This window comes from Planococcus chinensis (assembly GCF_020071995.1).
GTDB classification, from domain to species: Bacteria; Bacillota; Bacilli; order Bacillales_A; family Planococcaceae; genus Planococcus; species Planococcus chinensis_A.
Genome location: NZ_JABWTK010000008.1, coordinates 162,510 through 186,512 on the forward strand (window position 1 = coordinate 162,510; position 24,003 = coordinate 186,512).

Annotated in this window: 20 protein-coding genes; all 20 read right to left on the bottom strand. The window is 48.1% G+C overall.

Annotated elements, in window-relative coordinates:
• Nucleotides 1-16: 16 nt before the first annotated feature.
• Nucleotides 17-1,344 (bottom strand): IS3 family transposase gene (locus HU147_RS14285; RefSeq protein WP_224076875.1). Its coding sequence is split into 2 segments (ribosomal slippage): nucleotides 17-966 and nucleotides 966-1,344, totalling 1,329 coding nucleotides; the frame shifts between segments, so codons are not numbered across the junction.
• Nucleotides 1,345-1,481: 137 nt separating this feature from the next.
• Complete coding sequence (locus HU147_RS14290) at nucleotides 1,482-1,781, bottom strand: rhodanese-like domain-containing protein (protein ID WP_036806539.1); 300 nt, start codon at nucleotides 1,779-1,781, stop codon at nucleotides 1,482-1,484.
• Nucleotides 1,782-1,941: 160 nt separating this feature from the next.
• A complete protein-coding gene (gene hfq, locus HU147_RS14295) occupies nucleotides 1,942-2,166 on the bottom strand; it encodes an RNA chaperone Hfq (protein ID WP_036806542.1) in 225 nt (74 codons plus the stop codon).
• A gap of 11 nt (nucleotides 2,167-2,177) precedes the next feature.
• Nucleotides 2,178-3,134, bottom strand: a complete 957-nt coding sequence (gene miaA, locus HU147_RS14300; protein ID WP_224076876.1) for a tRNA (adenosine(37)-N6)-dimethylallyltransferase MiaA — start codon at nucleotides 3,132-3,134, stop codon at nucleotides 2,178-2,180.
• Complete coding sequence (locus HU147_RS14305) at nucleotides 3,127-4,047, bottom strand: alpha/beta fold hydrolase (protein ID WP_224076877.1); 921 nt, start codon at nucleotides 4,045-4,047, stop codon at nucleotides 3,127-3,129. Before HU147_RS14305 ends, miaA begins: the two co-directional genes overlap by 8 nt.
• Nucleotides 4,044-5,705, bottom strand: coding sequence for a glycerol-3-phosphate dehydrogenase/oxidase (locus tag HU147_RS14310; RefSeq protein ID WP_224076878.1), 1,662 nt, complete (start codon nucleotides 5,703-5,705; stop codon nucleotides 4,044-4,046). Before HU147_RS14310 ends, HU147_RS14305 begins: the two co-directional genes overlap by 4 nt.
• Nucleotides 5,706-5,784: 79 nt before the next feature.
• The gene (gene mutL / locus HU147_RS14315) at nucleotides 5,785-7,653 is read right to left on the bottom strand and encodes a DNA mismatch repair endonuclease MutL (protein ID WP_224076879.1); all 1,869 of its coding nucleotides are present in this window, start codon (nucleotides 7,651-7,653) and stop codon (nucleotides 5,785-5,787) included.
• Nucleotides 7,654-7,657: 4 nt separating this feature from the next.
• Entirely contained in the window at nucleotides 7,658-10,183 is a 2,526-nt protein-coding gene (mutS, locus tag HU147_RS14320; protein ID WP_224076880.1) for a DNA mismatch repair protein MutS, read from the bottom strand.
• A gap of 290 nt (nucleotides 10,184-10,473) precedes the next feature.
• Nucleotides 10,474-10,902, bottom strand: coding sequence for a RicAFT regulatory complex protein RicA family protein (locus HU147_RS14325; RefSeq protein ID WP_224076881.1), 429 nt, complete (start codon nucleotides 10,900-10,902; stop codon nucleotides 10,474-10,476).
• Between the two features lie 4 nt (nucleotides 10,903-10,906).
• Nucleotides 10,907-12,451: a tRNA (N6-isopentenyl adenosine(37)-C2)-methylthiotransferase MiaB gene (gene miaB / locus HU147_RS14330; protein ID WP_224076882.1), complete on the bottom strand. Its 1,545-nt coding sequence runs from the start codon at nucleotides 12,449-12,451 to the stop codon at nucleotides 10,907-10,909.
• Between the two features lie 99 nt (nucleotides 12,452-12,550).
• Nucleotides 12,551-13,348: a TIGR00282 family metallophosphoesterase gene (locus HU147_RS14335; protein WP_224076883.1), complete on the bottom strand. Its 798-nt coding sequence runs from the start codon at nucleotides 13,346-13,348 to the stop codon at nucleotides 12,551-12,553.
• Nucleotides 13,349-13,415: 67 nt separating this feature from the next.
• Nucleotides 13,416-14,975: a ribonuclease Y gene (gene rny / locus HU147_RS14340; protein ID WP_224076884.1), complete on the bottom strand. Its 1,560-nt coding sequence runs from the start codon at nucleotides 14,973-14,975 to the stop codon at nucleotides 13,416-13,418.
• Nucleotides 14,976-15,311: 336 nt separating this feature from the next.
• The gene (gene recA / locus HU147_RS14345) at nucleotides 15,312-16,370 is read right to left on the bottom strand and encodes a recombinase RecA (protein ID WP_224076885.1); all 1,059 of its coding nucleotides are present in this window, start codon (nucleotides 16,368-16,370) and stop codon (nucleotides 15,312-15,314) included.
• A 174-nt stretch (nucleotides 16,371-16,544) separates the two neighbouring features.
• The gene (locus tag HU147_RS14350) at nucleotides 16,545-17,798 is read right to left on the bottom strand and encodes a competence/damage-inducible protein A (RefSeq protein ID WP_224076886.1); all 1,254 of its coding nucleotides are present in this window, start codon (nucleotides 17,796-17,798) and stop codon (nucleotides 16,545-16,547) included.
• 28 nt (nucleotides 17,799-17,826) lie between these two features.
• Nucleotides 17,827-18,405, bottom strand: coding sequence for a CDP-diacylglycerol--glycerol-3-phosphate 3-phosphatidyltransferase (gene pgsA / locus HU147_RS14355; RefSeq protein WP_224076887.1), 579 nt, complete (start codon nucleotides 18,403-18,405; stop codon nucleotides 17,827-17,829).
• 48 nt (nucleotides 18,406-18,453) lie between these two features.
• Complete coding sequence (locus HU147_RS14360; protein ID WP_224076888.1) at nucleotides 18,454-19,326, bottom strand: helix-turn-helix domain-containing protein; 873 nt, start codon at nucleotides 19,324-19,326, stop codon at nucleotides 18,454-18,456.
• Between the two features lie 17 nt (nucleotides 19,327-19,343).
• Nucleotides 19,344-20,141, bottom strand: coding sequence for a YmfK family protein (locus tag HU147_RS14365; protein WP_036806583.1), 798 nt, complete (start codon nucleotides 20,139-20,141; stop codon nucleotides 19,344-19,346).
• A 194-nt stretch (nucleotides 20,142-20,335) separates the two neighbouring features.
• Nucleotides 20,336-21,055, bottom strand: coding sequence for an elongation factor P 5-aminopentanone reductase (gene ymfI / locus HU147_RS14370; protein ID WP_224076889.1), 720 nt, complete (start codon nucleotides 21,053-21,055; stop codon nucleotides 20,336-20,338).
• On the bottom strand, nucleotides 21,052-22,353 hold the full coding sequence (gene yfmH / locus HU147_RS14375; protein ID WP_224076890.1) for an EF-P 5-aminopentanol modification-associated protein YfmH: 1,302 nt from the start codon (nucleotides 22,351-22,353) through the stop codon (nucleotides 21,052-21,054). Before yfmH ends, ymfI begins: the two co-directional genes overlap by 4 nt.
• Nucleotides 22,346-23,620 carry an EF-P 5-aminopentanol modification-associated protein YfmF gene (gene yfmF / locus HU147_RS14380; RefSeq protein WP_224076891.1) on the bottom strand — a complete coding sequence of 425 codons (1,275 nt, stop codon included), beginning with the start codon at nucleotides 23,618-23,620 and terminating at the stop codon, nucleotides 22,346-22,348. The genes yfmH and yfmF overlap by 8 nt, the downstream gene beginning before the upstream one ends.
• Nucleotides 23,621-24,003: the final 383 nt, after the last annotated feature.

Consider the following 24,003-nt stretch of genomic DNA (forward strand, 5'->3'; position numbering starts at 1 on the left):
AAAAGGTACCCTGCAGCTAAGCTGCGATCAGATGACTTCGGTATTGTGCCGGAGTCATCTTTTTTAGATTCCATTGCTTGCGCGTTCCGTTGTAATACTCCATGTACTCATCCATTAGCCCTTTCAATTCATCCAGGCTGGTTGCTTGTTTAAACTCGACATCATCTTTAAAGTGACCAAAAAACGATTCGATGGGAGCGTTGTCGAGGCAGTTGCCCCGTCGGGACATCGACTGGGTCAATCCCATTTCCTTCACGCGTTGTTGATATTCGGGATGGGTATAGTGGAAGCCTTGATCGGAATGGATCATCGCTTCCGGGTGAACAGTGCCATCCAATGCTTCCTTCAGTTTCTTCAACGTGCGGTACACAATTTCCATCGTGAGCGTCGTCATGACTTCATAGGCGACGATTTCCCGGGTGGCGACATCTTTCACGGCGGACAGATACGCCATTTGCCCCGAACGGTTGGGCAGATAGGTAATATCGGTGACGAATACCTTGCCGGGTTCCTCCTGTTCAAACGCGCGATTCAACAGGTTGGGGCAGACGGTGTGTTCCTGGGTGGCTTTGGCGATTTGCTTATAGGGATTCGCACGCCGGATTTTGGCAAATAGGTTGAATTTGCGCATGAGGCGCAGAATCTTCTTGTGGTTCATCGGCGTTAACAGGAGTTCAGTGAGCACCATGTAAAAGGTGCGGTACCCGATTTTCCCCCGATGCGCATCGTAGATGCTTTTGAGCAACCGGTAATCTTCGTAGTCTTGTTCTTCGCGGATGGCGTGCTGTTCCACGTTCTCCAGCCAAGCGTAATAGCCACTTCGGCTGACACCCGCTGTGCGGCAAAGGGTTCCCACCAGATTCTTCAGTTGGAATTTCCGGACCACGGCATTGATCGCTTCGAATTTTTCCGCCGGGGTCAGCTGCGTTTCTTCGCCTGCCTCTCGAGCGCCTCGAGCTTTTTTAGCAACTCATTTTCCGCTTCCAGGTACTTGATGCGCGCTTCCGTCTTCTCCAGCTTTTTCTCCGCTGAGAGCTCTTTTTCAGAAGGTCGGCCGGTACTGCCTTTTCCACGACGCTCTTCAAAGAAGCCATCTTCTCCATACGTCCGATACGTCGTCCGCCATCGGTTCAAGGAAGACGTCGCTTTTTTGGAGCCGATAACGGTCAAGTCAAACCCACTTTCACTAAAGATCTGGGCAGGGCCTTTGCCTGTCTGATATTCCTTCACTGCATGGATTTTGAATTCCGGCGTGTATTGAATCGCTCGATCCGATACGGAAGCGACGTTCGGATTCGCCTCCAAGACCCGTTGTTGGTGTTCGTTGAATATAATTTTACTCATATGATCTTCTCCCGTCCAAGTTCGCTAAATTTAGTATACCGGGGTCTGAAAACAGAAAAAACCCCCAATGGGGTCACTTTTTTAAAGTGTCTACCATTTGGGGTTCAGTTCACTCTTACGCTGGGCCGTTCTTTTATTTAGGCGATGGTTTCACCGCTCCAGTTCATCATGCCGCCTTCAACATTGACTGTTTCCACGCCGTTCGTTTCCAAAAAGTCGCACGCCATCGCACTGCGGCCCCCCGCTTTGCAAATGATATGAACGGGTGCAGAGGCATCCAGTTCTTCTATGCGTTCCGGCAATTCGCCAAGCGGAATGTGTTTCGCGCCCGGCACCATGCCGTATGCCACTTCTTCATATTCACGGACGTCGATCAATTGGATTTCCTGTCCGGCTTCTACAATTTCAAGCAAATCATCGGTTGTAATGGATTTCATCTGTTATTGCCTCCTGCTTTAAATGGCTTTCCTTTGAAAATGTTAACTGCCAAAAGCGGTGCTGTCAAATAAAGCGCCGCTTTATTCCACAGCTGTTCACCCCATATTTGTTCCAGAATAATAAAAAACCAGCTGGAAGCTTCTCCAGCTGGTTTACCAGTTATTCCTGGTGCTCAATCGGCACCGCTTTTGCAGGCGAGAAAGTGGAAATTGCATGTTTGTAGATCAATTGTTGCTTGCCGTCTGTTTCAACCAGCACCGTAAAATTATCATAGGATTTAATGGTCCCTTTTAATTGGAAACCATTTAATAAAAAGACTGTAACAAAAATATTATTTTTACGCAGCTGATTCAAATAAACGTCTTGAATGTTTACTGGCTTCATGAATATCCCCCTCATAACCTCTTATCTAGATTTTGGTGTTCTATAATTCCAATTCGACGCTGCCGATCTTTTTCCTGCATAAAGGATTCTATTTTCCGAATGTTTTTTCCCGGATTTTCCAATGCATCAATCCAGAAAATCGGCAGCTTGTTCCGGAAATACGTAAATTGGCGTTTGGCGTATTTCCGCGAGTTTTGCTTCAGTAAAACCACTGCCTGTTCCCAATCCATTTTACCATCCAAATAGTCATAGATTTCTTTATAGCCGATTGCGCGGATCGACTGCGCATCGCGGATTCCCCGTTCACGCAGCATTTGAACTTCTTGCAGCAATCCCTTATCAATCATGATGTCTACCCGTTGGTTGATCCGGTCATACAAAATATCCCGCGGCATATCAAGGCCGATGATCACTTCGTTGTACATCGGTGAAAGCGCCAAATTGCGTTCGCTTTTTCCATGGCCGCTTTTGATGATTTCAATTGCCCGGAGAACTCGCCGCGTGTTGTTCGGGTGGATGTCCGCTTCGGGATCCAGCTCCAGCAATTGCGCATGCATGTGAAGCGGTCCGTGCTCAGCCAGTTCCGCCCGCAAAGCAGCGCGCAAGCCTTCATCCGCCTGTTCTTCCGCAAAGCGGTAATCAAACAGCACCGCCTGTACATACAGGCCGGATCCCCCGACAATGATCGGCAATTTCCCGCGCAACTGGATTTCTTTGATTTTTTCACGCACCAGTTTTTGATATTCCGCAACCGAAAACGACTCGTCCGGATCTTTGATATCCAAAAGATGGTGTGGGATTCCACGCATTTCATGGGGCTCGATTTTCGCCGTACCAATCGACATCTCCCGGTAAACCTGCATGGAATCTCCGTTAATAATTTCACCGTCAAACCGTTCCGCTAGTTCCAGGCTTAGTGCGGTCTTGCCTGAAGCGGTTGGGCCGACAATGGCTAATACGTCAATCATTTGCCAACATCCATTCTAAAATTGTTTCGAAATGCTTTTCTTTATCGGTTTCATGCAGCAGTTCGTGCCTTGCATCTTCCGCGAGATAAACGGTAACGTCCGACAATCCCGCTTCTGCGTATTGTTTGGCAGCTTTGAAAATGCCTTCGCCGTTAGCGCCAACCGGATCATTCGAGCCGCTGATCAATAACATCGGCAAGTCCTTGCGGATTTTTCCTACTTCCGCGTTTTTATGGATTAAAGCGAGGCCGGTGAACAAGTCCACATAAAATTGGTTGGTCGATGGAAAACCGCACATCGGATCCGCTTCATACGCAGCCACTTCGTTTTGGTCACGGCTGAGCCATGCAAAAGGCGATTCCTCATCTTTAAAAGGCTTCATAAAGCTGCCGAATGTCATCTTCCCGAGAAGTGCGCTCGGCTGATCCTTGCCCTTAGCTTTCGCTGCTGCCAGAGCGGCTACAAGACCGGCTTTTCCGGCAGCACCTGGATTGCCGCCGCTTCCGGATAAAACGGCGCGGCTAATGTCTTGGCTGTGCAGTTGGATATAGCGCCGCGCTACAAAAGAGCCCATGCTATGGCCAAAGAGAATCAACGGCAAAGGACCAATCTGGTTTTGCACGACAGCGATCACTTCTTCGACATCCTTAACCACCCGGTCAAAACCTTTTTGTTCTCCGAAATAGCCTTGCACGCCGTTTCGCTCGGCGGTTTTTCCGTGTCCCCGCTGATCGTGCCCCGACACAGCGAATCCATGCGATGCAAGGAACTGCGCGAACTCTCCGTACCGCGCAATATGTTCTGCCATGCCGTGAACAATATGGACATGGCCCACCGGCGCTTCCGGTTCGTAGAGTTCATAGTAAATTTCATGGCCATCGGATGCTTCTAAAAAGGTCTTGGTAATTTTCAAGACTGCACCCCTTCTCTGAACCGGGTCGCATTGTCGATTTCCCGCTGCAATTCATCCCGGTACATTTGCTGCTGCTGCGGCGTGTAACCCAATATGCGGTTCATATAATGGTGTACGTCTTCTTTGTACTTTAAAACGTCTTCCATATGAAAATACAAATCCCCGGTTCTTCTGATGAAAAAATCGGCAGGCGTGAGCGCCATCTCTTCTTCGACCGCATACTCGATAACGGCCGCCAAGGTTTTCGGAATGTTTTCTGGAATTGCATCCGGAAGCTTGCTGTAATGCTTGAACACTTTTTTGGCGTTAGTGCCGAAAAACTGGGCAAACATCTGCCCTTCTTCAGGCGACAGCCCATACTTCTCGGCTTCCAAAGCGGTTTTATGGACAAAACGCGGATATTCCTTCGATCCGCCAAAATCCCCTCCGGATAACGGAAGGTTTTTGGTCGAACTTTTTCCGTACTTCTTGCCGGTTTGTTGCTTTAATCGCTTCGCCACCAAATCCGTGATCGTTTCAGCCATTTTCCTGTAGCCGGTCAGTTTGCCGCCCGCTATCGAAATCAAGCCTCTGTCCGATTCCCAGATTTCATCTTTCCGCGAGATTTCAGAAGGGTCTTTCCCTTCTTCATAAATCAGCGGCCGGAGCCCTGCCCACGTAGATTCGATGTCTTCGGGAACCAAACGGACAGAAGGAAACATTGAAGCCACTGCCCCAATCAAATACTCCACGTCTTTTTCCGTCGCTGCCGGTTCGGCCGGGTCTTCTTCATAAAAGGTATCGGTCGTTCCGATATAAGCTTTATCGTCCCGCGGAATCGCAAAGATCATGCGTTTGTCCGGCGCATCAAAATACACCGCTTGGCGCAGGGGCAGTTTGCTGCGGTCCACAACGATATGGACGCCTTTCGTCAAACGGAGCTGTTTGTTTCCGTCTGCCGAATCAAGCCCTCTTACTCCATCGACCCAAGGCCCCGTCGCGTTGACTACTTTTCGTGCACTGATCTCAAGTTTTTTCCCGGTAACCGTGTCCGTCGCCTGTATACCTGAAACTTTTCCGTCTTTATAAAGAAAGCCGTCCGCTTTCATGTAATTAAGGCAAACCGCCCCGAGTTCAGCCGTTTTCTTCAAAACTTCCAGCGTCAACCGGGCATCGTCGGTCCGGTATTCCACATACGTGCCGCCTCCCAGCAAACCTTCGCTTTTGATCAAAGGTTCCCGTTTCAGCACTTCATCCGCTGATAACATGATGCGCCGTTCCCCCTTCTTGACGCCTGCCAAGAAATCATAAAAGCGCAATCCAAAAGAAGTCATCAACGGCCCGAATGTCCCTCCCTTATGGAACGGCAGGAGCATTTGCTGAGGTTCGGTCACATGGACCGCATTTTCATAAACGATTTCCCGTTCTTTTCCGACTTCTGCCACCATCTTCACTTCGTACTGCTTTAAATACCGCAAGCCGCCGTGCACAAGCTTTGTTGAGCGGCTTGATGTGCCGGCTGCAAAATCCTGCATTTCGACCAACGCTACTTTCATGCCGCGCGATATGGCATCAAGCGCAATCCCGGCACCCGTGATGCCGCCTCCGATTACAAGCAAATCAAATTCGCGAAGGGCCAATAAATTCATTTGCATACTCCGCTGTTTGGCTGAAAACATTCCGCTTCCCCCTTTGCAGTTGAAAATAACCGCTTTTTCAAGCGGCCGGGCTGGTATCCCATATAATAACTCTCCCCTATTACATAACCCGTTTAAACATTTTCTCCACATCGTAAGTTTTGAAATGGATGATTACCGGTCGGCCATGCGGGCAAGTAAACGGCTGCTCTGCAAGTTTCAAATCGGCCAGTAAGCGTTCCATTTCATGTTTTTGCAAATAATGGTTGGCTTTGATGGAACGTTTGCAGCTCATCATGATGGCGGCATCTTCCCGCAGTTTTTTCACATCGACTTTACGCTCATTCAGTACCTGCTCGATTAAATCCTCGATGACTTCCTGTTCGAAACCGTTCGGGAACCAGGTCGGATATTCGCGGACGATAAAGGACGTATCGCCAAATTCCTCCAAAAAGACGCCGCTTTCCGCAAGTACTTCCAGCGCTTCTTTCAAGCGCAGGGCTTCATCGCGGCTGTAGTGGAACGTCAGCGGCAGCAAAAGAGCCTGGCGTTCACTGATATCGACTTCCCCGACTTTTTCCCGGAAGAACTCGTATTTGATGCGTTCCTGCGCCGCGTGCTGATCGATCAAGTAAAAACCGTCGGTGCTTTGCGCCACAATATACGTGCCGTGAATTTGCCCCACCACTTCCAATTCCGGAAATTGAGGGCTTTCTTCTTCAAAAGGATCTTCAAAACGGTGTTCCGGTGGTTCAGGGATTTGTTCAGGCTCTGCCTCAGGAATTGGCGGCTCGGCAATCACCGGTGGTTCAGCTTCGTTTGCGCTGTCCACTTCCATTGATTCCAGCACCGGCGTCGGGTCGAACGTACGGGCAGAGGCCGGCGGGACAAACGAACGGGACGGCTGCATTTCGGTTTCCTTTACCGTATGCGTTGTTTTCCACAAATCGAGCTGTCTGCTCGGTGCTTGCTTCGGCGCTTTCGGCTGTTCAATGATCGGCGCCCGCACCGCTCCGCTGATCGTCCGGCGGATGGTTTCATGGACCAGGTCCATCAATTCTTTTTCCTTGCTCAGGCGGATCTGCTGCTTGGCGGGGTGGACGTTGACATCCGTCAAATACGGATCGCCTTCAATGTTCAAAATCGTGATCGGCTGGCGTTCGAGCGGCAGAAACGTGTGATACGCCTTATGCACCGTATTGGCGATGGCATAATGCTTGACCCAGCGCCCATTGACGAACAGTGAAATGTAATTTTTATTGGCGCGGGTCACTTCAGGAAGGGATGTGTAGCCCGAGATCTTGTAGTCATGGGACTCCGCTTCAAACGTAATCATTTTCTTGGCAATCGACACGCCGTAAATATCCGAAATGACCCGTTTAATCTCCCCGCTGCCGGATGTCTGCAGAATGGTTCTGCCGTCATGGACCAATTTGAACGAAATTGCCGGATAGCTGAGCGCCAGCCGGTTCATCAAATCAATCGAATGGCCAAGTTCCGTCTGCAGCGTTTTCAAGTATTTTAAACGCGCCGGCGTGTTGAAGAACAATTGGTCAATTTTAATATCCGTGCCTTTTCGGAGCGAACCTGCCCGGTGCTCGATCAAGCGTCCGCCTTCCATTTGGACAAATGTCCCGTTTTCCCCGTCGGAGGTATGGAGCGTCACTTTTGATACCGATGCAATACTCGCCAAAGCCTCGCCGCGGAACCCGAGCGTCCGGATGCGGAAAAGGTCGTGTTCGTTGGCGATTTTGCTGGTGGCGTGGCGGGAAAAGGACAATAATGCATCTTCCGAGTCCATGCCTGCTCCGTTATCAATGATTTGGATAGAGGTGAGTCCGGCTTCAACCAACAGCACCTCGATCGCTGTTGAACCCGCATCAATGGCGTTCTCCACTAATTCTTTGACGACCGAAGTAGGCCGTTCAACCACTTCACCGGCAGCTATTTTATTGGATAACGGTTCATCCATTAATCGAATGACTCCCATATTCTCACTCCTTTTTGCTTAACTTCACTTGCAGGTCGTTCAATAATTGCAGGGACTGCAGCGGTGTAATGGCCGCTATGTTAACATCTGCAATCATTTGCAGCACTTCTTCGCTTTCGGTGTCGCGGTCGTCGAAAAATGACAATTGCTCCACTTGGCTCACATGCTTTTTGTTTTCGGCTTCAAAGCTGACCAACAATTCACGTGCACGCGCTAATATCGGCTGCGGCAATTCTGCCAGTTCCGCTACATGGATGCCGTAGCTCTTGTCCGCCGGCCCTTTTTTCACTTTATGGAGGAATACCACTTTACCGGATTGTTCCATCGCAGCCACATGGACATTGCTCAATTTATCAAGCGACTGGTCCAATGCCGTCAATTCATGGTAATGCGTTGAAAACAAGGTATTTGCGCCGATGTTTTCGTGGATGTATTCAATCATCGACTGCGCGAGTGCCATGCCGTCATATGTAGACGTACCCCGTCCGATTTCATCAAACAGCAGCAGGCTCCGTTCCGTCGCATGGGTAATGGCGTACTGCGATTCGAGCATTTCCACCATGAACGTACTTTGTCCGGACACCAAATCGTCCGCTGCGCCGATGCGCGTGAAGATCTGATCGACGATCGGCAGATTTGCCGACTCGGCCGGTACATATGAGCCGATTTGCGCCAGCACAATCGTCAATGCGACTTGGCGCATATACGTACTTTTACCGGACATGTTCGGGCCTGTGATGAGCAGCATGTTCTGATTATCGGTCAACACGCAGTCATTTGGCACATAATGCTGCTTGTTCAGCATTTTCTCAACAACCGGGTGGCGGCCTTCAATAATGGAAATATCCCGCGAGTCATTAAATACCGGCTTTACAAAGCGGTATTTCTCTGCCACATTTGCAAAACTCATAAAGACGTCGAGTTCACTGAGTGTGGAAGCCAATTGCTGGATCCGGCCGATGTACTGCTTCACTTCTTCGCGGATTTTTACGAACAACTCGTATTCCAGATTCAAGCTTTCTTCTTCTGCCGTTAAAATCAGCGTTTCTTTTTCTTTCAGTTCCGGCGTGATGTAACGCTCCGCGTTGGCAAGCGTTTGCTTGCGTTCGTAGCGCTCCAAATCCGCCAAATGCATATTCGCTTTAGAGATTTCTATATAATAACCGAAAATGCGGTTATAGCCGATTTTCAATGATTTAATGCCTGTCCGCTGGCGCTCTTCCTGTTCAAGCTGGGCAATCCAGTCTTTGCCGTTTCGCGAGGCATACCGGTATTCATCCAGTTTTGCATGGAACCCGTCCCGGATAACGCCGCCTTCTTTCGAAGACAACGGCGGGTTTTCACTGATGGCGCCAAGCAATTCGCATACTTCGCCGCATCGGTCGAGCTTGTCGCTGAAATTGGCAAGGATGCCATTCCCTGAATTCGCCAGCTCGGAAATGATTGCCGGCACTTTTTCCAGCGAACTTCGGAGCTGGGCCAAGTCCCGCCCGCTGGCGCTGCCAAAAGCGATTCGCCCGCTTAGGCGCTCCAAGTCGTACACTTCTTTTAACAATTCCTGAAGTTCCACCCGGACGAAATATTGAGTGATAAGTGATTCGACCAATTGCTGCCGCTTTTCGATTAAATGGCGGTTCGCTAGTGGCTGATGCAGCCATTGCTTCAGTTTCCGGCTGCCCATGGCCGTGACGGTTTCGTCCAATAGCCAAAGAAGTGTGCCTTTCGTTTCGCCGCCGCGGATTGACTGGAGCAATTCCAGGTTTCGCTTCGAATGGAAATCGATTGACAGCAGCTGCCCGTTTTCATTGAACGTGAACGGCTGAATATGGTCGAGAGACTGCTTTTGCGTCCGGGAAATATAAGTCAACAGACGCTGGATGCTAAGTTTGAGATCCTCCGGGCATTCAGCCATCAAACGTTCTTCTGCCGTATAGACAAAATCCATCGGCTCGATCGACAGCACCAAATCCTGGGATTCTTCGTTCAGCAATAAAAACAATTGTTCGGAAACGACGAGTTCTTTAATATTCAATGACTGCAGTTCCTGCAGCAGCGCGTTTTCTGTTCCTGCTATGTAAATGGCGCTCGCTTCTCCGGTACTGATGTCGACATACGATAAGGCAAAGCCCTCTGCCAACTGTTCAGCCGCAGCCAAAAACATATTCGTTTTGGAATCGATGCTTTTGCCTTCGGTATGCGTGCCCGGTGTAATCAAGCGGACAACCTCCCGTTTGACAATGCCTTTCGTGGTTTTCGGGTCTTCGACTTGTTCACAAAGCGCCACTTTATGGCCTTTGGAAATCAGTTGATCGATATAGTTTTGCGCCGCGTGATGTGGAACGCCGCACATTGGAATGCGGTCGTCGCCGGTACCTCCACGGCTTGTTAGCGTAATTTCAAGGATTTGGGATGCTTTTAAGGCATCGTCATAGAACATTTCATAAAAATCGCCCAGGCGGAAAAATAAGAATGCGTCCTGGTAATCGGATTTCACTTGCAAGTATTGTTGCATCATTGGTGTAGGTGCCATTTTTTTACCTCTTTCGCGAACTTTTCGTCTTCTCTCCATTATAACAAAAACAAAGAGAGAAAAGAAAAAACTGAAAGAGCCGCAGCTCCTTCAGTTTTATTCCATTATTTTTTCTAATTTATCCGGCTCCAGCGCTTGTCGGTGCTTAACGGCCGCCTGCGCTTTTCTTATTGTCTAGCTCCGGCGGCCAGCCCCTCGAGGTCGCTTCGGCCTTTCGGAAAATGGCCAAGAGCGCCATTCCCTCAAGTCCTCCAGCGCTTGTTGGGGCTGAACGGCCGCCTGCGCTTTTCTTAAGAAAGTTTCGTCGGTTTGCTGGCTTCTACTTTCGAGCCGGTTTCGCCGCGCAGAATGTCTCCGCCGGTAGAAGAGATGATGTTGTTTGTCACTTGGTTTGCAATAGCTGTAGAAACCATTTGCAGAAGTGAATTGACATCGCTTTGCGATTGCTTGAATTCTTGTACAATCGGCACCGCGTCGATTTCTTCTTCGATTTTCTGGATTTTGCCCTCGATCAAGCCTAAAGCGCGTTCTTTTCCGTATGCCTGGAAGTTGACCGCCTGTTTTTGAAGGCTTTTCAGGGAAGCGATTTTCTCGCGGACTTTTTGGTTTTCGTTTATCTGAGCTTCTGCACGTTTAAAGAATTCCACCTCTTCTGTTTCGGCGATCATGTCTGCCACTTCACGTGCTTTTGCAATAATTTCTTCTTTTGAATACGTCATCTTCTTAGACACCCACTTCTTGGCCAAATTCGGCTTCAACTAGCTCACCGTTCAATGACCATGTTTTTGTTGTTGTAATTTTAACCTTTGCCAATTGGCCGACAATCGACTTCGGCCCTACAAAATTGACCAATTTGTTTTTGGCTGTGTAGCCGGATAACACATCAGGGTTTTTCTTGCTTTCGCCTTCAACCAGAACTTCGACGATTTGCCCTTCATAAGCCTTCATCGCATTCAAAGCGTATTCGTTCACTACAGCGTTTAAACGCCGCAGCCGCTCTTTTTTCACTTCCATCGGAACATTATCGGCCATTTTCGCAGCCGGCGTACCTTCACGCGGAGAATAGATATACGTGAAGGCCATTTCAAAGCCGACTTCTTTGAACAACGACAGCGTTTCTTCAAACTGCTCGTCAGTTTCGTTCGGGAAGCCGACAATAATGTCCGTCGTCAGCGAAACAGTCGGAATGGCCGCCCGAATTTTCCGGACCAATTCCAAGTAATGTTCGCGGGAGTATTTGCGGGCCATGATTTTCAACATACTCGTCGAACCTGATTGTACAGGCAAATGGATGTGGTCGACAAGGTTTCCGCCTTTTGCGAGCACCTCAATCAACTGGTCATCAAAATCACGCGGATGGCTTGTAGTAAACCGGATGCGCGGCAGATCGATTGTCCGCAGTTCATCCATCAAATCGCCAAGACCGTACGTGATGTCGGTGAAATCCTTGCCGTATGCATTTACATTCTGCCCGAGCAGCGTCACTTCCTTATAGCCCTGTGCTGCTAAGTGGCGCACTTCCTGGATGATGTCTTCCGGCCGGCGGGAACGCTCTTTGCCCCGCGTATACGGCACAATGCAATACGTACAGAATTTATCACAGCCGTACATGATATTCACCCAAGCCTTGATTTTTCCTTTGCGCACTTTCGGCAAGTTTTCAATGACATCGCCTTCTTTTGACCAAACATCGATGACCATTTCTTTCGATAGATACGCTTCGTTTAAAATTTCAGGCAGCCGGTGGATATTATGCGTGCCGAAAATCATATCTACTTGATCGTAGGTTTTCAGGATTTTGTTGACCACGGACTCTTCCTGCGACATGCAGCCGCAGACGCCGATCAGCAAATCCGGTTTTTCCAGTTTCAAAGGTTTCAAATGCCCCAGTTCCCCGAACACTTTGTTTTCAGCGTTTTCCCGGATGGCGCATGTATTCAGCAGTATGACATCAGCATCCTGTACCGAATCGGTGAGGGAAAAGCCCAGCTGCATAAAGATGCCGGCCATCACTTCCGTATCGTGTTCATTCATCTGGCATCCATAGGTGCGGATATAAAACTTACGGCCTTTGCCCATCTCTTCAAAGCGGGGATCGATCTTAAAGTTATCGAAATAGGAAACTTGTTCTTTCCCCCGTTTTTTCGCTTCCTTTAAAGAAGGCGGCGTATACACGCTTTGAAAATACTGGCTGTAGTCTTTTTCAGCCTTGTCGTCTGATGGTGAAGCCGTCACTTGGGTTGATTGCAGTCGCTGCTCCTCATTCATGAAAAAACCCCTTTCAATCATCACTTTATTATACTGAATGGACCAGCCACTCTACAAGGCAGGCGGTCCAATTGTCGGAGAATCGACATAGACCGGCTGTTAGTTCTGGAACGGGTAGTCGTCGTTGATGTAAACCCGCTCATAAGACAGCGCTTTTCCGGTTTGGTCGTCGACTTCCGTAAAAAAGCCGCTGACAACGGAGCGTCCGCGCTTCGGTACTTCAAAACGGGTCGGCATATTCGTTTTAAAGCGGTAAAGCACCGATTCTTTCGTCATCCCGAGAATTTCATCGTACGGTCCTGTCATGCCGACATCGGAAATATAGGCGGTGCCGTTTGGCAGAATGCGGGCATCTGCTGTCTGGACATGGGTATGTGTGCCGACGACGACAGAAGCACGGCCGTCCAAATGCCAGCCCATCGCAATTTTTTCGCTGGTTGCTTCAGCGTGGAAATCCACAAATACCAAAGGCGAAATGGCCTTGGCTTCTGCGATCAATTCATCCGCTTTTTGGAACGGATCGTCATGCGGCGGCAAAAAGACCCGCCCGTGCAAGTTGATCACCGATAAAGTTTGGCCATTTTTCGTAACCGTAGCCATGCCGCGCCCCGGCGCTTCCGGCGAGAAGTTGGCCGGACGGATCAAGTAATCGACGTCGTCGATAAAATCAAAAATTTCTTTCTGGTCCCATGTATGGTTGCCCATCGTAATGACGTCAACGCCCATGAAGAGCAAATCCTGATAAATCGCTTTCGTGATGCCGCGGCCAGCCGCAGCGTTTTCTCCGTTCGCAATGACCACATCCGGCGAATACTTCCGCTTTAATCTTGGCAAATACGACTCCAGTGCTTCTCTGCCGATTGATCCGACAATATCTCCAATAAATAAAATTTTCATGTTTGCTCACCTTTTTCCATAAGAAAAAGGCTTCTTTGAATAGACATTCATCGAAGCCTTACTCTTATTATTTTGCATATTCAACTGCTCGTGTTTCTCTAATGACCGTCACTTTGATGTGTCCAGGATAGTCAAGCTCTTCTTCAATCCGTTTCCGGATATCGCGTGCCAGACGATGCGCTGTCATATCATCAATTTGTTCCGGCCGGACCATGATCCGGATTTCGCGCCCCGCTTGAATAGCAAATGATTTCTCAACGCCTTCATACGATTCGGAAATTTCTTCGAGTTTTTCGAGTCTGCGAATATAGTTTTCGAGAGTTTCGCTTCTTGCCCCTGGGCGTGCTGCAGACAAAGCATCTGCGGCTGCGACGATTACCGAGATAATGGATGTCGCTTCTGTGTCGCCGTGGTGAGAAGCAATACTGTTGATGACAACAGGATGTTCTTTGTATTTCGTGCCAAGCTCTACGCCGATTTCAACATGGCTGCCTTCAACTTCGTGGTCGATGGCTTTACCGATGTCATGAAGCAATCCTGCACGTCTTGCCAAGGTTACGTCTTCGCCAAGCTCCGCTGCCATCAATCCTGACAGGAAGGCAACTTCCACAGAGTGCTTCAGGACGTTTTGTCCATAGCTCGTACGGTAGCGAAGGCGGCCTAAGATCTTGATCAAATCCGGATGCAAATTGTGGACGCCTACGTCAAACGTTGTTTGTTCACCGATTTCACGGATTTGCTCATCCACTTCACGTCTTGACTTCTCAACCATTTCTTCAATGCGTGCCGGGTGGATGCGGCCGTCAGACACCAGTTTTTCAAGTGCCAAGCGGGCTGTTTCGCGGCGGATCGGGTCAAATCCAGAAAGAATGACCGCTTCTGGCGTATCATCGATAATCAAATCGATGCCAGTCAAGGTTTCAAGCGTTCGGATGTTGCGCCCTTCGCGTCCGATAATACGGCCTTTCATCTCATCGTTTGGCAAGTTGACAACGGAAACAGTGGTTTCCGCTACGTGGTCAGCTGCAAAACGCTGCATGGCCAATGACAGGATGTTTTTCGCTTTTTTGTCCGACTCTTCTTTTGCACGCGCTTCCGTTTCTTTGATCATTGCTGCAATATCGGTTGAAAGTTCGTTTTCAACTTGCTGCAAGATGATCGATCTCGCTTCTTCACGTGTCAGAGACGAAATGCGTTCCATTTCGGACTGCTGCTGCCGGACTAATTCCTCAGCTTTGCTCTCCATCTGTACAATATGCTGTTGTTTTTCTGCGAGTGCTTCGTCTTTGCGTTCCAGACTTGCTTCTCTTTTGTTTAAAGCATCATCCTTGCGATCCAAATTTTCTTCTCTCTGCAACAACCGATTTTCTTGTCTTTGAAGTTCTAATCGGCGTTCCCGAATTTCAGATTCTGTTTCAGTACGCAATTTATGATTTTCGTCTTTCGCTTCCAATAGCGCTTCTTTTTTCAGGGCTTCTGCTTCTTTTTTCGCATCTTCAACTATTTGCTCCGCAGAATTTTTTGCGCCTGCAATATTGGAATCGTTTGCTTTTTTCAATGCATAATATCCAACAACTACACCGACGATGATACCAAGCAAAGCGAAGATGATCTCGTTAATACCCATTCGGACACCTCCTCTTGCTATTCTTTTAACATGTTCAAAAAATCGAAATAATAAAACCATTGTTCTACATCAATCGTTGTAAAAATAGTAAATTATACAATTTTAATTGTATAGTTGGTCTTAAGTCGTGTCAACCCATTGACAAGCGTGAAAAGCGCACGGTCATGCACATTGCATCAGTTTGATGCGGCATTTGCGGCCCTTTCCGCTTTTACAACCTTGCTGAATTCCCGTCTTGTCCTAATTCCTGCCCTTAAAAAAGGAAGATACAGAAAAAGCCGCCCAGCAAAAGCTGGGCAGCTCTCAGATCCTAAACACAGCTGGCTGCGTTTTTTCTTATTCTTCGTCGTCAATAAGCAAGTTGAACTCTTCCGGATCTTCATCGTGGGCTGCAATCGTATAGTTCGCTGCTGCCATACCAAAAGATTCGCGGATTTTGTTGGAAATTTCATTGCGCATTTCCGGATTGTTAAGAAGGAACTGCTTCGCGTTTTCGCGTCCTTGTCCAATGCGTTCTTCGTTGTAAGAATACCAAGAACCGCTCTTTTGGATGATATCCAATTCAGAACCGATATCCACGATTTCACCTTCACGGGAAATCCCTTTTCCGTACATAATATCAACTTCAGCTGTACGGAACGGTGGAGCTACCTTGTTTTTCACAATCTTGATCTTGGTTCTGTTACCGATGATATCCGTACCTGATTTCAATGCTTCCGCACGTCTTACTTCAAGACGGACAGATGAATAGAACTTCAATGCGCGGCCGCCAGGAGTTGTTTCCGGGTTCCCGAACATAACACCGATTTTTTCACGGATTTGGTTGATGAAAATGACAATGGTATTCGATTTGTTGATGACGCCTGAAAGTTTGCGAAGCGCCTGTGACATCAAACGGGCTTGCAGACCCATATGGGAGTCACCCATTTCGCCTTCAATTTCCGCTTTTGGCACAAGTGCCGCTACAGAATCGACAACCACGATATCAATGGCACCGCTTCGCACCAAAGCTTCCGCGATTTCAAGTGCCTGTTCGCCTGTGTCCGGCTGGGACAAGAGCAACTCATCAATATTAACGCCTAATGCTTTAGCATACATCGGATCGAGTGCGTGCTCTGCATCGATGAATGCTGCTGTACCGCCAATTGCTTGCACTTCTGCAATTGCGTGAAGGGATACAGTCGTTTTACCTGAACTCTCAGGGCCGTAGATTTCGATAACCCGTCCACGCGGATATCCGCCTATTCCCAGTGCTGTATCAAGTGCCAATGAACCACTTGAAACCGATGATACGTTGCGGTCGCTTTTCTCGCCTAATTTCATGACCGAACCTTTACCAAATTGCTTTTCTATACTCTTTAACGCCATGTCCAACGCTGCTTTACGGTCGCTCAAAAGAAATCCTCCTCTAATTAAAACCAATTTTTCTACCTGTCTCTAGTATACTAGGTTAATGAGAAATACACAAGAAAAAAGCGAACGTTTATTCGTGTTCGTGTTTTCAAATGTCATTTTTGCCGGCCCTATAAAGAGCAAATTCCCGTTTTGAGCATAAAAAAACACGCAAAATTAAATTTTGCGTGCATTTCCTTCTGTTAGTGTTCGTATGATATAGGATAAAGCTAATTTTACCGCTCTTAAGCGGTTGGTGTTGCGCATTCCTGATAACTGAAGGCGATAAGCTTCCGCTCCCTCTTCGGTAGCAATGCCGATCCATACTGTTCCTGCCGGCTGGTCTCCGTGCGCATCCGGTCCTGCCGCTCCCGTCAAGCCGACTGCAATATCCGTACCAAACTTCTGCCGCACAGCTATAGCCATCGCAACAGCCGTTTCTTCGCTGACCACTCCGTGTTTGCTCAGCAAATCCGGAGCTATTCCCAACTGCTTGATTTTCATTTCTTCATTGTAAGCAATCACGCCGCCCGTAAGCACTGCACTCGCTCCCGCTACTGCGGCCAATTCCGATTGGAAAAGGCCGGCTGTCAGGCTTTCAGCAGCGGAAATGGTCTTGGATTGTTCTTTCAGGAGTTCAATCGTCTTTGAAGCCAGAGAATCATTGTCATAGCCGTACAAGTACTGCCCGACCCGTTCCAGAATCTCCGTTTTCGCTTCGTTGATCAATTCCCACGCCTGTTCTTCCGAATTTGTTTTTGCCGTAAGGCGGAGTGTCACTTCACCGTCAGAAGCAAGCGGCGCGATGGTCGGATTGGTTTGCCGGTCCAAAAGATCCTGCAGGCGGTCTTCGAGCTCTGCTTCTCCGATGCCGTAAAAACGCAGCACATGGGACAAAATAACATCGGCCTGGTTTAGAAGGCGCGCCAGCTTCGGTTTCCCTTCAAACTGGAACATCGGCTCCATTTCTTTTGGCGGCCCCGGCAAGAGGATATAAACCCGGTCCTCCGACTTGTAAAGCATTCCGGGAGCCATTCCGTGGTGGTTGGCCAATACTTCGCTGCCCTTTAAAACAAGTGCCTGTTTTTTGTTGTTCTCGGTCATGACGCGTCCGGCGCGTTCAAAAAACGCGACGATCGACTCGAGCGCTTCTTCGTCCATTTCGAGCGTTGTCCCTAAATGGCGGGCAATCGTCTCTTTTGTTAAATCGTCTTTTGTCGGTCCAAGCCCGCCTGTAAAAATAATCAAATCGGCGCGTTCTTCCGCGATCTGAATCACTTCTTCCAAACGCCCGGCGTTGTCCCCGACCACTGTATGGTAGTACACATTAATGCCAAGCTCGGCCAGATGGTTCGATAAAAAACGGGCATTCGAGTTGGTGATTTGCCCAAGCAGCAATTCAGAGCCTACTGCAATAATTTCTGCGTTCATGGTTACTCCACCCCTTTTTTGAAACTGTTTATTTGGAAGCCAGCAATCCCCGGCGGTTGGCATAGAAATAATCCCAGCCGGACCATACAGTAAAGATCAATGCTATGTACAGCATGATTTCTCCGAATGGAATGTTCACTAAAGTGAAAATGGTATTGTGGAGCAATAATGCGGAAATCGCCAAAATCTGAGCCGTCGTTTTGATTTTGCCCAAACTTCCCGCTGCTACAACTTCCCCTTCACCGGCAAGCACTAAGCGCAGTCCCGTTACCGCAAATTCACGGCTGATAATGAGGATGACAATCCATGAAGCGGCAAAGCCGAGCTCCACTAGAATAATCAATGCTGCTGATACGAGCAGTTTGTCGGCAAGCGGATCCAAAAACTTCCCGAATGTGGTCACCAGGTTGTACTTGCGGGCATAATAACCGTCGACCCAATCAGTCAATGAAGCAAAGATAAAAATCAATCCGCCGATAAAATGTGAAACCGGCATGTCCGCTCCGAAAAGCGTCATGTTCCCCCAATTAAAATCGACGAGCATAACGATCATGAAAACAGGAATTAATAAAATTCTGGAAATGGTGATGCGGTTTGGAATGTTCATATTGTTTCTCCTTTCAACCTATCAAGCAAAATAGCCATCAGAAGATGGCTATTCCGCGTCTGCAAATCGAATAACGATGTTTTGTGTCGTTGCATCTTGCTTATATTCTACCGGTACACCATTGATGGCCAGCTGGACATTCGCAGCTTTTCCAAGGCGCAGCTGAACTTGCTTCAGTCCGCTTACATCCAGCTTTTCTGTGGCACCAGCTGCCATAGTATCCGGCTTAAACAACTCTTTCTGATTTGAATCGGCTGCCTGTACCCAGGAAGGGCCGCCGACTACTTTAATGACCAGTTCTCTTTTAGCTGGGCCGGAAAAGTCATATGTGGTCGTTTCTCCGACAGGCTTTCCTGCTTTAATGCTTGCTTCCGGTTCTTTAGGTTCCTCTTTTTTAGGAGCTTCCGCCGGTTTCTCTACTTTTTCTTCCGCCGGCTTTTCAGCAGGTTCTTCAGGAGTCTCCTCAGCCGGTTCCTCATATGACACGCCACTGTCGTTTGCCGTGCCTTCTTCAATCGGATCATTTTTATCCAGGTTCGAATAAAAGAAAACCACCATAGCCAATACTGTGACAATAAACAATGCCGCAATCACTTTCGGCATGATTTCATTCGTCCGACTCGACGATTGACCGGCAAATGTCTGCCGCCGCGAAGGCGTAGGAGGAGTATAAGGATCTTCTTTGATTGCCGGGATTTCCTCTTTATATTGTTCAAGAAGTTCACCCGGATCCAGCCCTACCGCTTCGGCGTATTGCTTGATAAAAGCCCGCGAATAAAAAGGGCCCGGCATCATGCTGAAATCACCTTCTTCGATTCCTGCCAAATAGCGTTTCTGGATTTTTGTCGCTTCCTGCAAATCCTCTAAACTTAATCCCTTTGCGATTCTCGCTTCTTTCAAGCGAGTACCTAATTCACTCAATGCTTTCACCTGCCTGTTTAGAAGTTGAAGCCGCCGAACATATCCGATTGATTTTGATCCCCCATGAAATTATTCCGTTCCAACACTTCATAGGTGATTTTTTCATCCGGATGATGGCGCAATTCGATAATGTAGTCGAAGTCTTCAATATTGTATTCGGATTGCTGGACAAACATATCGGGATGTTCCACCACTTTAATGGTCGGCATGCGCATCATTTCGCGCACCAGCTGCTGATGGCGCTCATCGGCAGAGCGTCGCGTCACAATGCCATCCAAAATAAAGATATTGTTTGAATTGTGTTCATCGCCCATCAAGCTGTTCCGCACGGTTTGCTTGATCATAGTAGATGATAGGAAAATCCATTTCTTATTGGCGCTGACACTTGCCGCAACAACGGATTCCGTTTTTCCGACACGCGGCATTCCACGGATGCCGACCAGTTTATGGCCTTCTTGCTTGAATATTTCAGCCATGAAATCAACCAATAATCCAAGCTCATCACGGACAAAGCGGAACGTTTTCCGGTCATCGGCATCGCGCTGAATATAGCGGCCATGGCGGACGGCTAAAATATCCCGAAGTTTAGGTTCGCGGAATTTCTTCACAGCAATCGTCTCGATGGTTGAAACGATTTGTTCAAAGCGTTCAAGCTGAACATCGTGTTCCGCCCGAAGAAGCATTCCACGCCTGCCTTGATCGACACCGTTGATGGTCACGATATTGACGCGGAGCATCCCGAGAAGTGAGGCTATATCCCCTAATAAACCCGGACGATTCACTTGAATTTCGTATTCAAAATACCATTCTTTCATTCATCATCCGACCTTTCACTTTATGTATACGGCGTGCTAAAACCCTATCTCTAATGATAGCTGATTTGCTACAGCAAGAAAAGGGGCAATAAAAAAAGGGGCAGGCCTTAAAAGCAAGGCCTATCAACCCCTCTACAACTATTTACTCATGCATAAAACCGATGAAGATAGACAAAAGACCCTTAGTCAAAAGATCACATATGCCAACCGCCGTTGACGTGCAGCGTTTGTCCGGTTATATAATCGGCTTTGCCGCTCACCAGAAAATCAGCCGCATCGGCTATATCCTGAGGAGATCCGAGCCCAAGAGGGATATCCTCTGAAATGGCACGCAATTCTTCTTCCGAAAACGCTGCATTCATTTTGGTTTGGATAAAGCCCGGGGCAATGGCGTTGACGCGCGTGCCGGACAGCGCCATTTCTTTCGCATAGGCTTTGACAAAAGCTGACTGCGCCCCTTTGACCGAGGAATAGACCGTTTCAAGCGCCGCCCCTGTTTCTCCCCAGATGGATGAAACAAACACAACATAGGTTTTAGGATAGCGATGGAAAAAAGGCGAAATCAGCCGTATGGCCGAAACCGGGTTGCGGACATGAACCCGCCACAAGTCATCCATTTCGTCTTCTGTCGTATCAATCAGCATTTTCACTAAAGCATGGCCGCTCGAGACAATGATGCACGACGCGTCAAACACTTGGTCCGCCAATTTCCGGGCCCCGTCGTCTTTTGCAAAATCCGCCTGCACCCCGATAAATTCCTGGTGAGGATGCTTTAAAGCCAGCTCCTTCACCAAAGCCGATACCGGAGCAGAATTCCAGTGAAGATAAAGCGACCAGCCGGATTCCGCTAGCTGACGAGAAATGGCTTGTCCAATTTCTCCGGAGGCCCCCAGTATCACAGCGAATCGTTTCACACAGTTTCCTTCTTAGGAGACGAGATGGTAAAGACTGAACGCTGGCTTTCTGCGCTGACTGTCGCAAATGCCGCCTGGAGATCCGGCACTTCCAGTGCTTCCAGGAAAGGCACTACATCAAACAGGTTCATGCCGTTAAATGCATAGCGGGTAAACTGGTTGGCAATGTATTCCGGTGAGTTTAATGCTCTCAGGAAAAAGCCGATTTTTTTGCGGCGTACACGGTCGAGGTCTGCTTGGCCAAAAGGCCATTTTTCCATCGCATTATCGAGCGTATGCTGAATCTCCCGAGCCAGCACTTCAGGCTCAGCTGTATCGGAACCGATCAACGCGTAGCCGAATCCATTTTCCAAAGAGTAGTCGAACGAATACGATTCATCGATCCAGCCACTCTCATATGCCTGGTGATAAAAATCGGAAGTGCGGCCGAAAAGAAGCTCATATGCCAATTGCGCAGCCAGTTCGTGTTTCAGCATTTCGTCTCCTGATAAGTTCAAGGCTTCCGGCTTGATGCCGACAAATACTTTCGGTTTTTGGACGCTCATTTCCAAGGTCCGCTCTTTGATTGCCGCTTCAATCGGTTCATCCGGATAAATCCGCACGATTTCTTTCGGTTCTTCAAAAGTTTTTTCATTTTGGTTTGCTTTGATAAAGTCCATCATGCTTTCCGGCTCTACGGCGCCGACAATGAATAGCACCATATTCGATGGATGGTAGAACGTGTTGTAGCACGTGTATAAATGCTCGGCTGTGATGTCCTGGATTGAATCCACTGTACCGGCAATATCGATTTTTACGGGATGGTTTTTGTATAAGTTTTCGATGATGCCGAAATATAGGCGCCAGTCGGGCTGGTCATCGTACATGGTAATTTCCTGTGCTATGATGCCTTTTTCTTTTTCAACGGTCTTTTCCGTGAAATAGGGGCTTTGCACAAAGTCCAATAAAGTGCCGACATTTTCCGTAATTTGGTCAGTAGCTGAGAACAAGTACGCCGTCCGTGTAAAAGATGTAAAGGCATTTGCCGAAGCGCCTTGTTTGCTAAATTGCTGGAACACGTCGCCGTCTTCTTTTTCGAACATTTTATGCTCCAGGAAATGGGCGATGCCATCCGGCACTTTGATCGGTTCCTGTCCACCGAACGGCACAAAATGATTGTCGATCGAACCGTATTTTGTCGTAAACGTGGCAAAGGTTTTGGAGAACCCTTTTTTCGGCAGAATGTAAACTTCCAGCCCGTTTGGCAACTGTTCTTTATATAGTGTTTCATCCAATTGATCAAAATGTACTTTATTCAACTGAATCATCCTCCTTGCCTGATAGGAAGTAAGTCATTTCCAAGGACAATTGCTGTGCTGCCTCTGCAATGTCTTCTTTCGTGATGGCCTTCCATTTGCTGATTAAGTAATCCGGCTCAAATGCTTCCGTCAACTCCATGTACTGGTCATAGATATCGATCTGTCCGCGCGCCGAATCAAGCGCTTCTCTCAATTGGTTGACGAGGAGTGCTTTCGTCTGGTCAAGTTCCGTATCGGTAATATTGCCTTTTTTCACTTCTTCCAATTGTTCGAGAACAAGCTTCACTGCTTTTTCTTCCAGTTTCGAATCAATGCCCGCCAACACGAACATCAAACCGAACTGGGAAGCGTATGAACTTGAAACATAATAAGCCATGCTTTCTTTCTCGCGGATATTGACGAATAATTTCGAGTGCGCATAGCCGCCAAGCACGCCGTTCATCAATTGCATCACCGGGAACTTCTCGTCGCGGAAAGTAATCGGTGTATAGAAAGTCATATGAAGCTTCCCTTGTTTCATATCCTCAAATTCAACTACGCGTGATTGGGCTGGCTGCACCAATTCAACCGAGGGAACATCAAGGGCAGTTTCCCGGTCCTGGAATTGGAAATATTCTTTAAGATAAGCAGAAATGGTTTCGGCCTGGATATCGCCGACTGCGTAAATCTCAATTTCGTTGTCATGGATCATCGCCTGATATTCTTCAAACAGTTTTTCGTTTGTTACGCGTTCCACTTCTTCAAGCGTCCCGTTTGCCGGAATCGAAGCCGGATGTTCAGGCAGTGCCAACTCCAGCATGCGCTGCTGCGCATAACGCGTTTTTTCATCAAAAATCGATTCGATGCGCTGTTTCACCGCTTCTTTCTCGCGATTGAAAATCGTTTCTTTGAACAAGCCATTTTCCAAATTCGGCTTAAACAAAACAATATACATCAGGTTCAGAACCTTTTCGAGCACCCCTTCCTCAGACAGGTACTGGTCGTTCACCGTTTCTACGTTCAGCGTCACAATATGTTCGTTGCCTCTTTTAGAAGAATCTATGTAAAGAGATGTGCCGTACAAATCGTCAAGCACCATGCGAAGAGCTGTATGAGAAGGGTAAACTTCGTTGCTGTGCTGCAGGACGTTCGCCAGAATCGACCGTGCAGACGCTTTTTCTTTTGTTAATTTATCTTTAAACTTCAACGAAAAATTGACCGTTTTGAATTGCGTCGTTTCGTTGACATGCACATTCACGCCTTTTGCAATATTCATCGTTTGAAACATATGGAAATCCCCTCTCTTCTTTCATAGTCTAACTATACCGAACCTTTTCAGCTAAATGCAAATAATGAAAAGCGCAGGGGGCCGTTTAGCCCCGACAAGCGCTGGAGGACTTGAGGAAATGGCGCTCTTGGCCATTTTCCGAAAGGCCGAAGCGACCTCTAGGGGCTGGCCACCGGAACTGGACACTAATGAAAAGCGGAAACGGCCGTTCAGACTTTTAGGCAAAACAAAAAAGAGCCGTCGCAACGGCTCTTTTTTCAGGCTGTCGAGAAACTCTCTCGACAGCCTGTTTTTTTGTTTATTTTACTACTTTTCCGATGTACACTAAAAGAAAATGAAGGAGCGAGGTCTCATGATTGGTCCCGTCAAAAACCATCGTCATG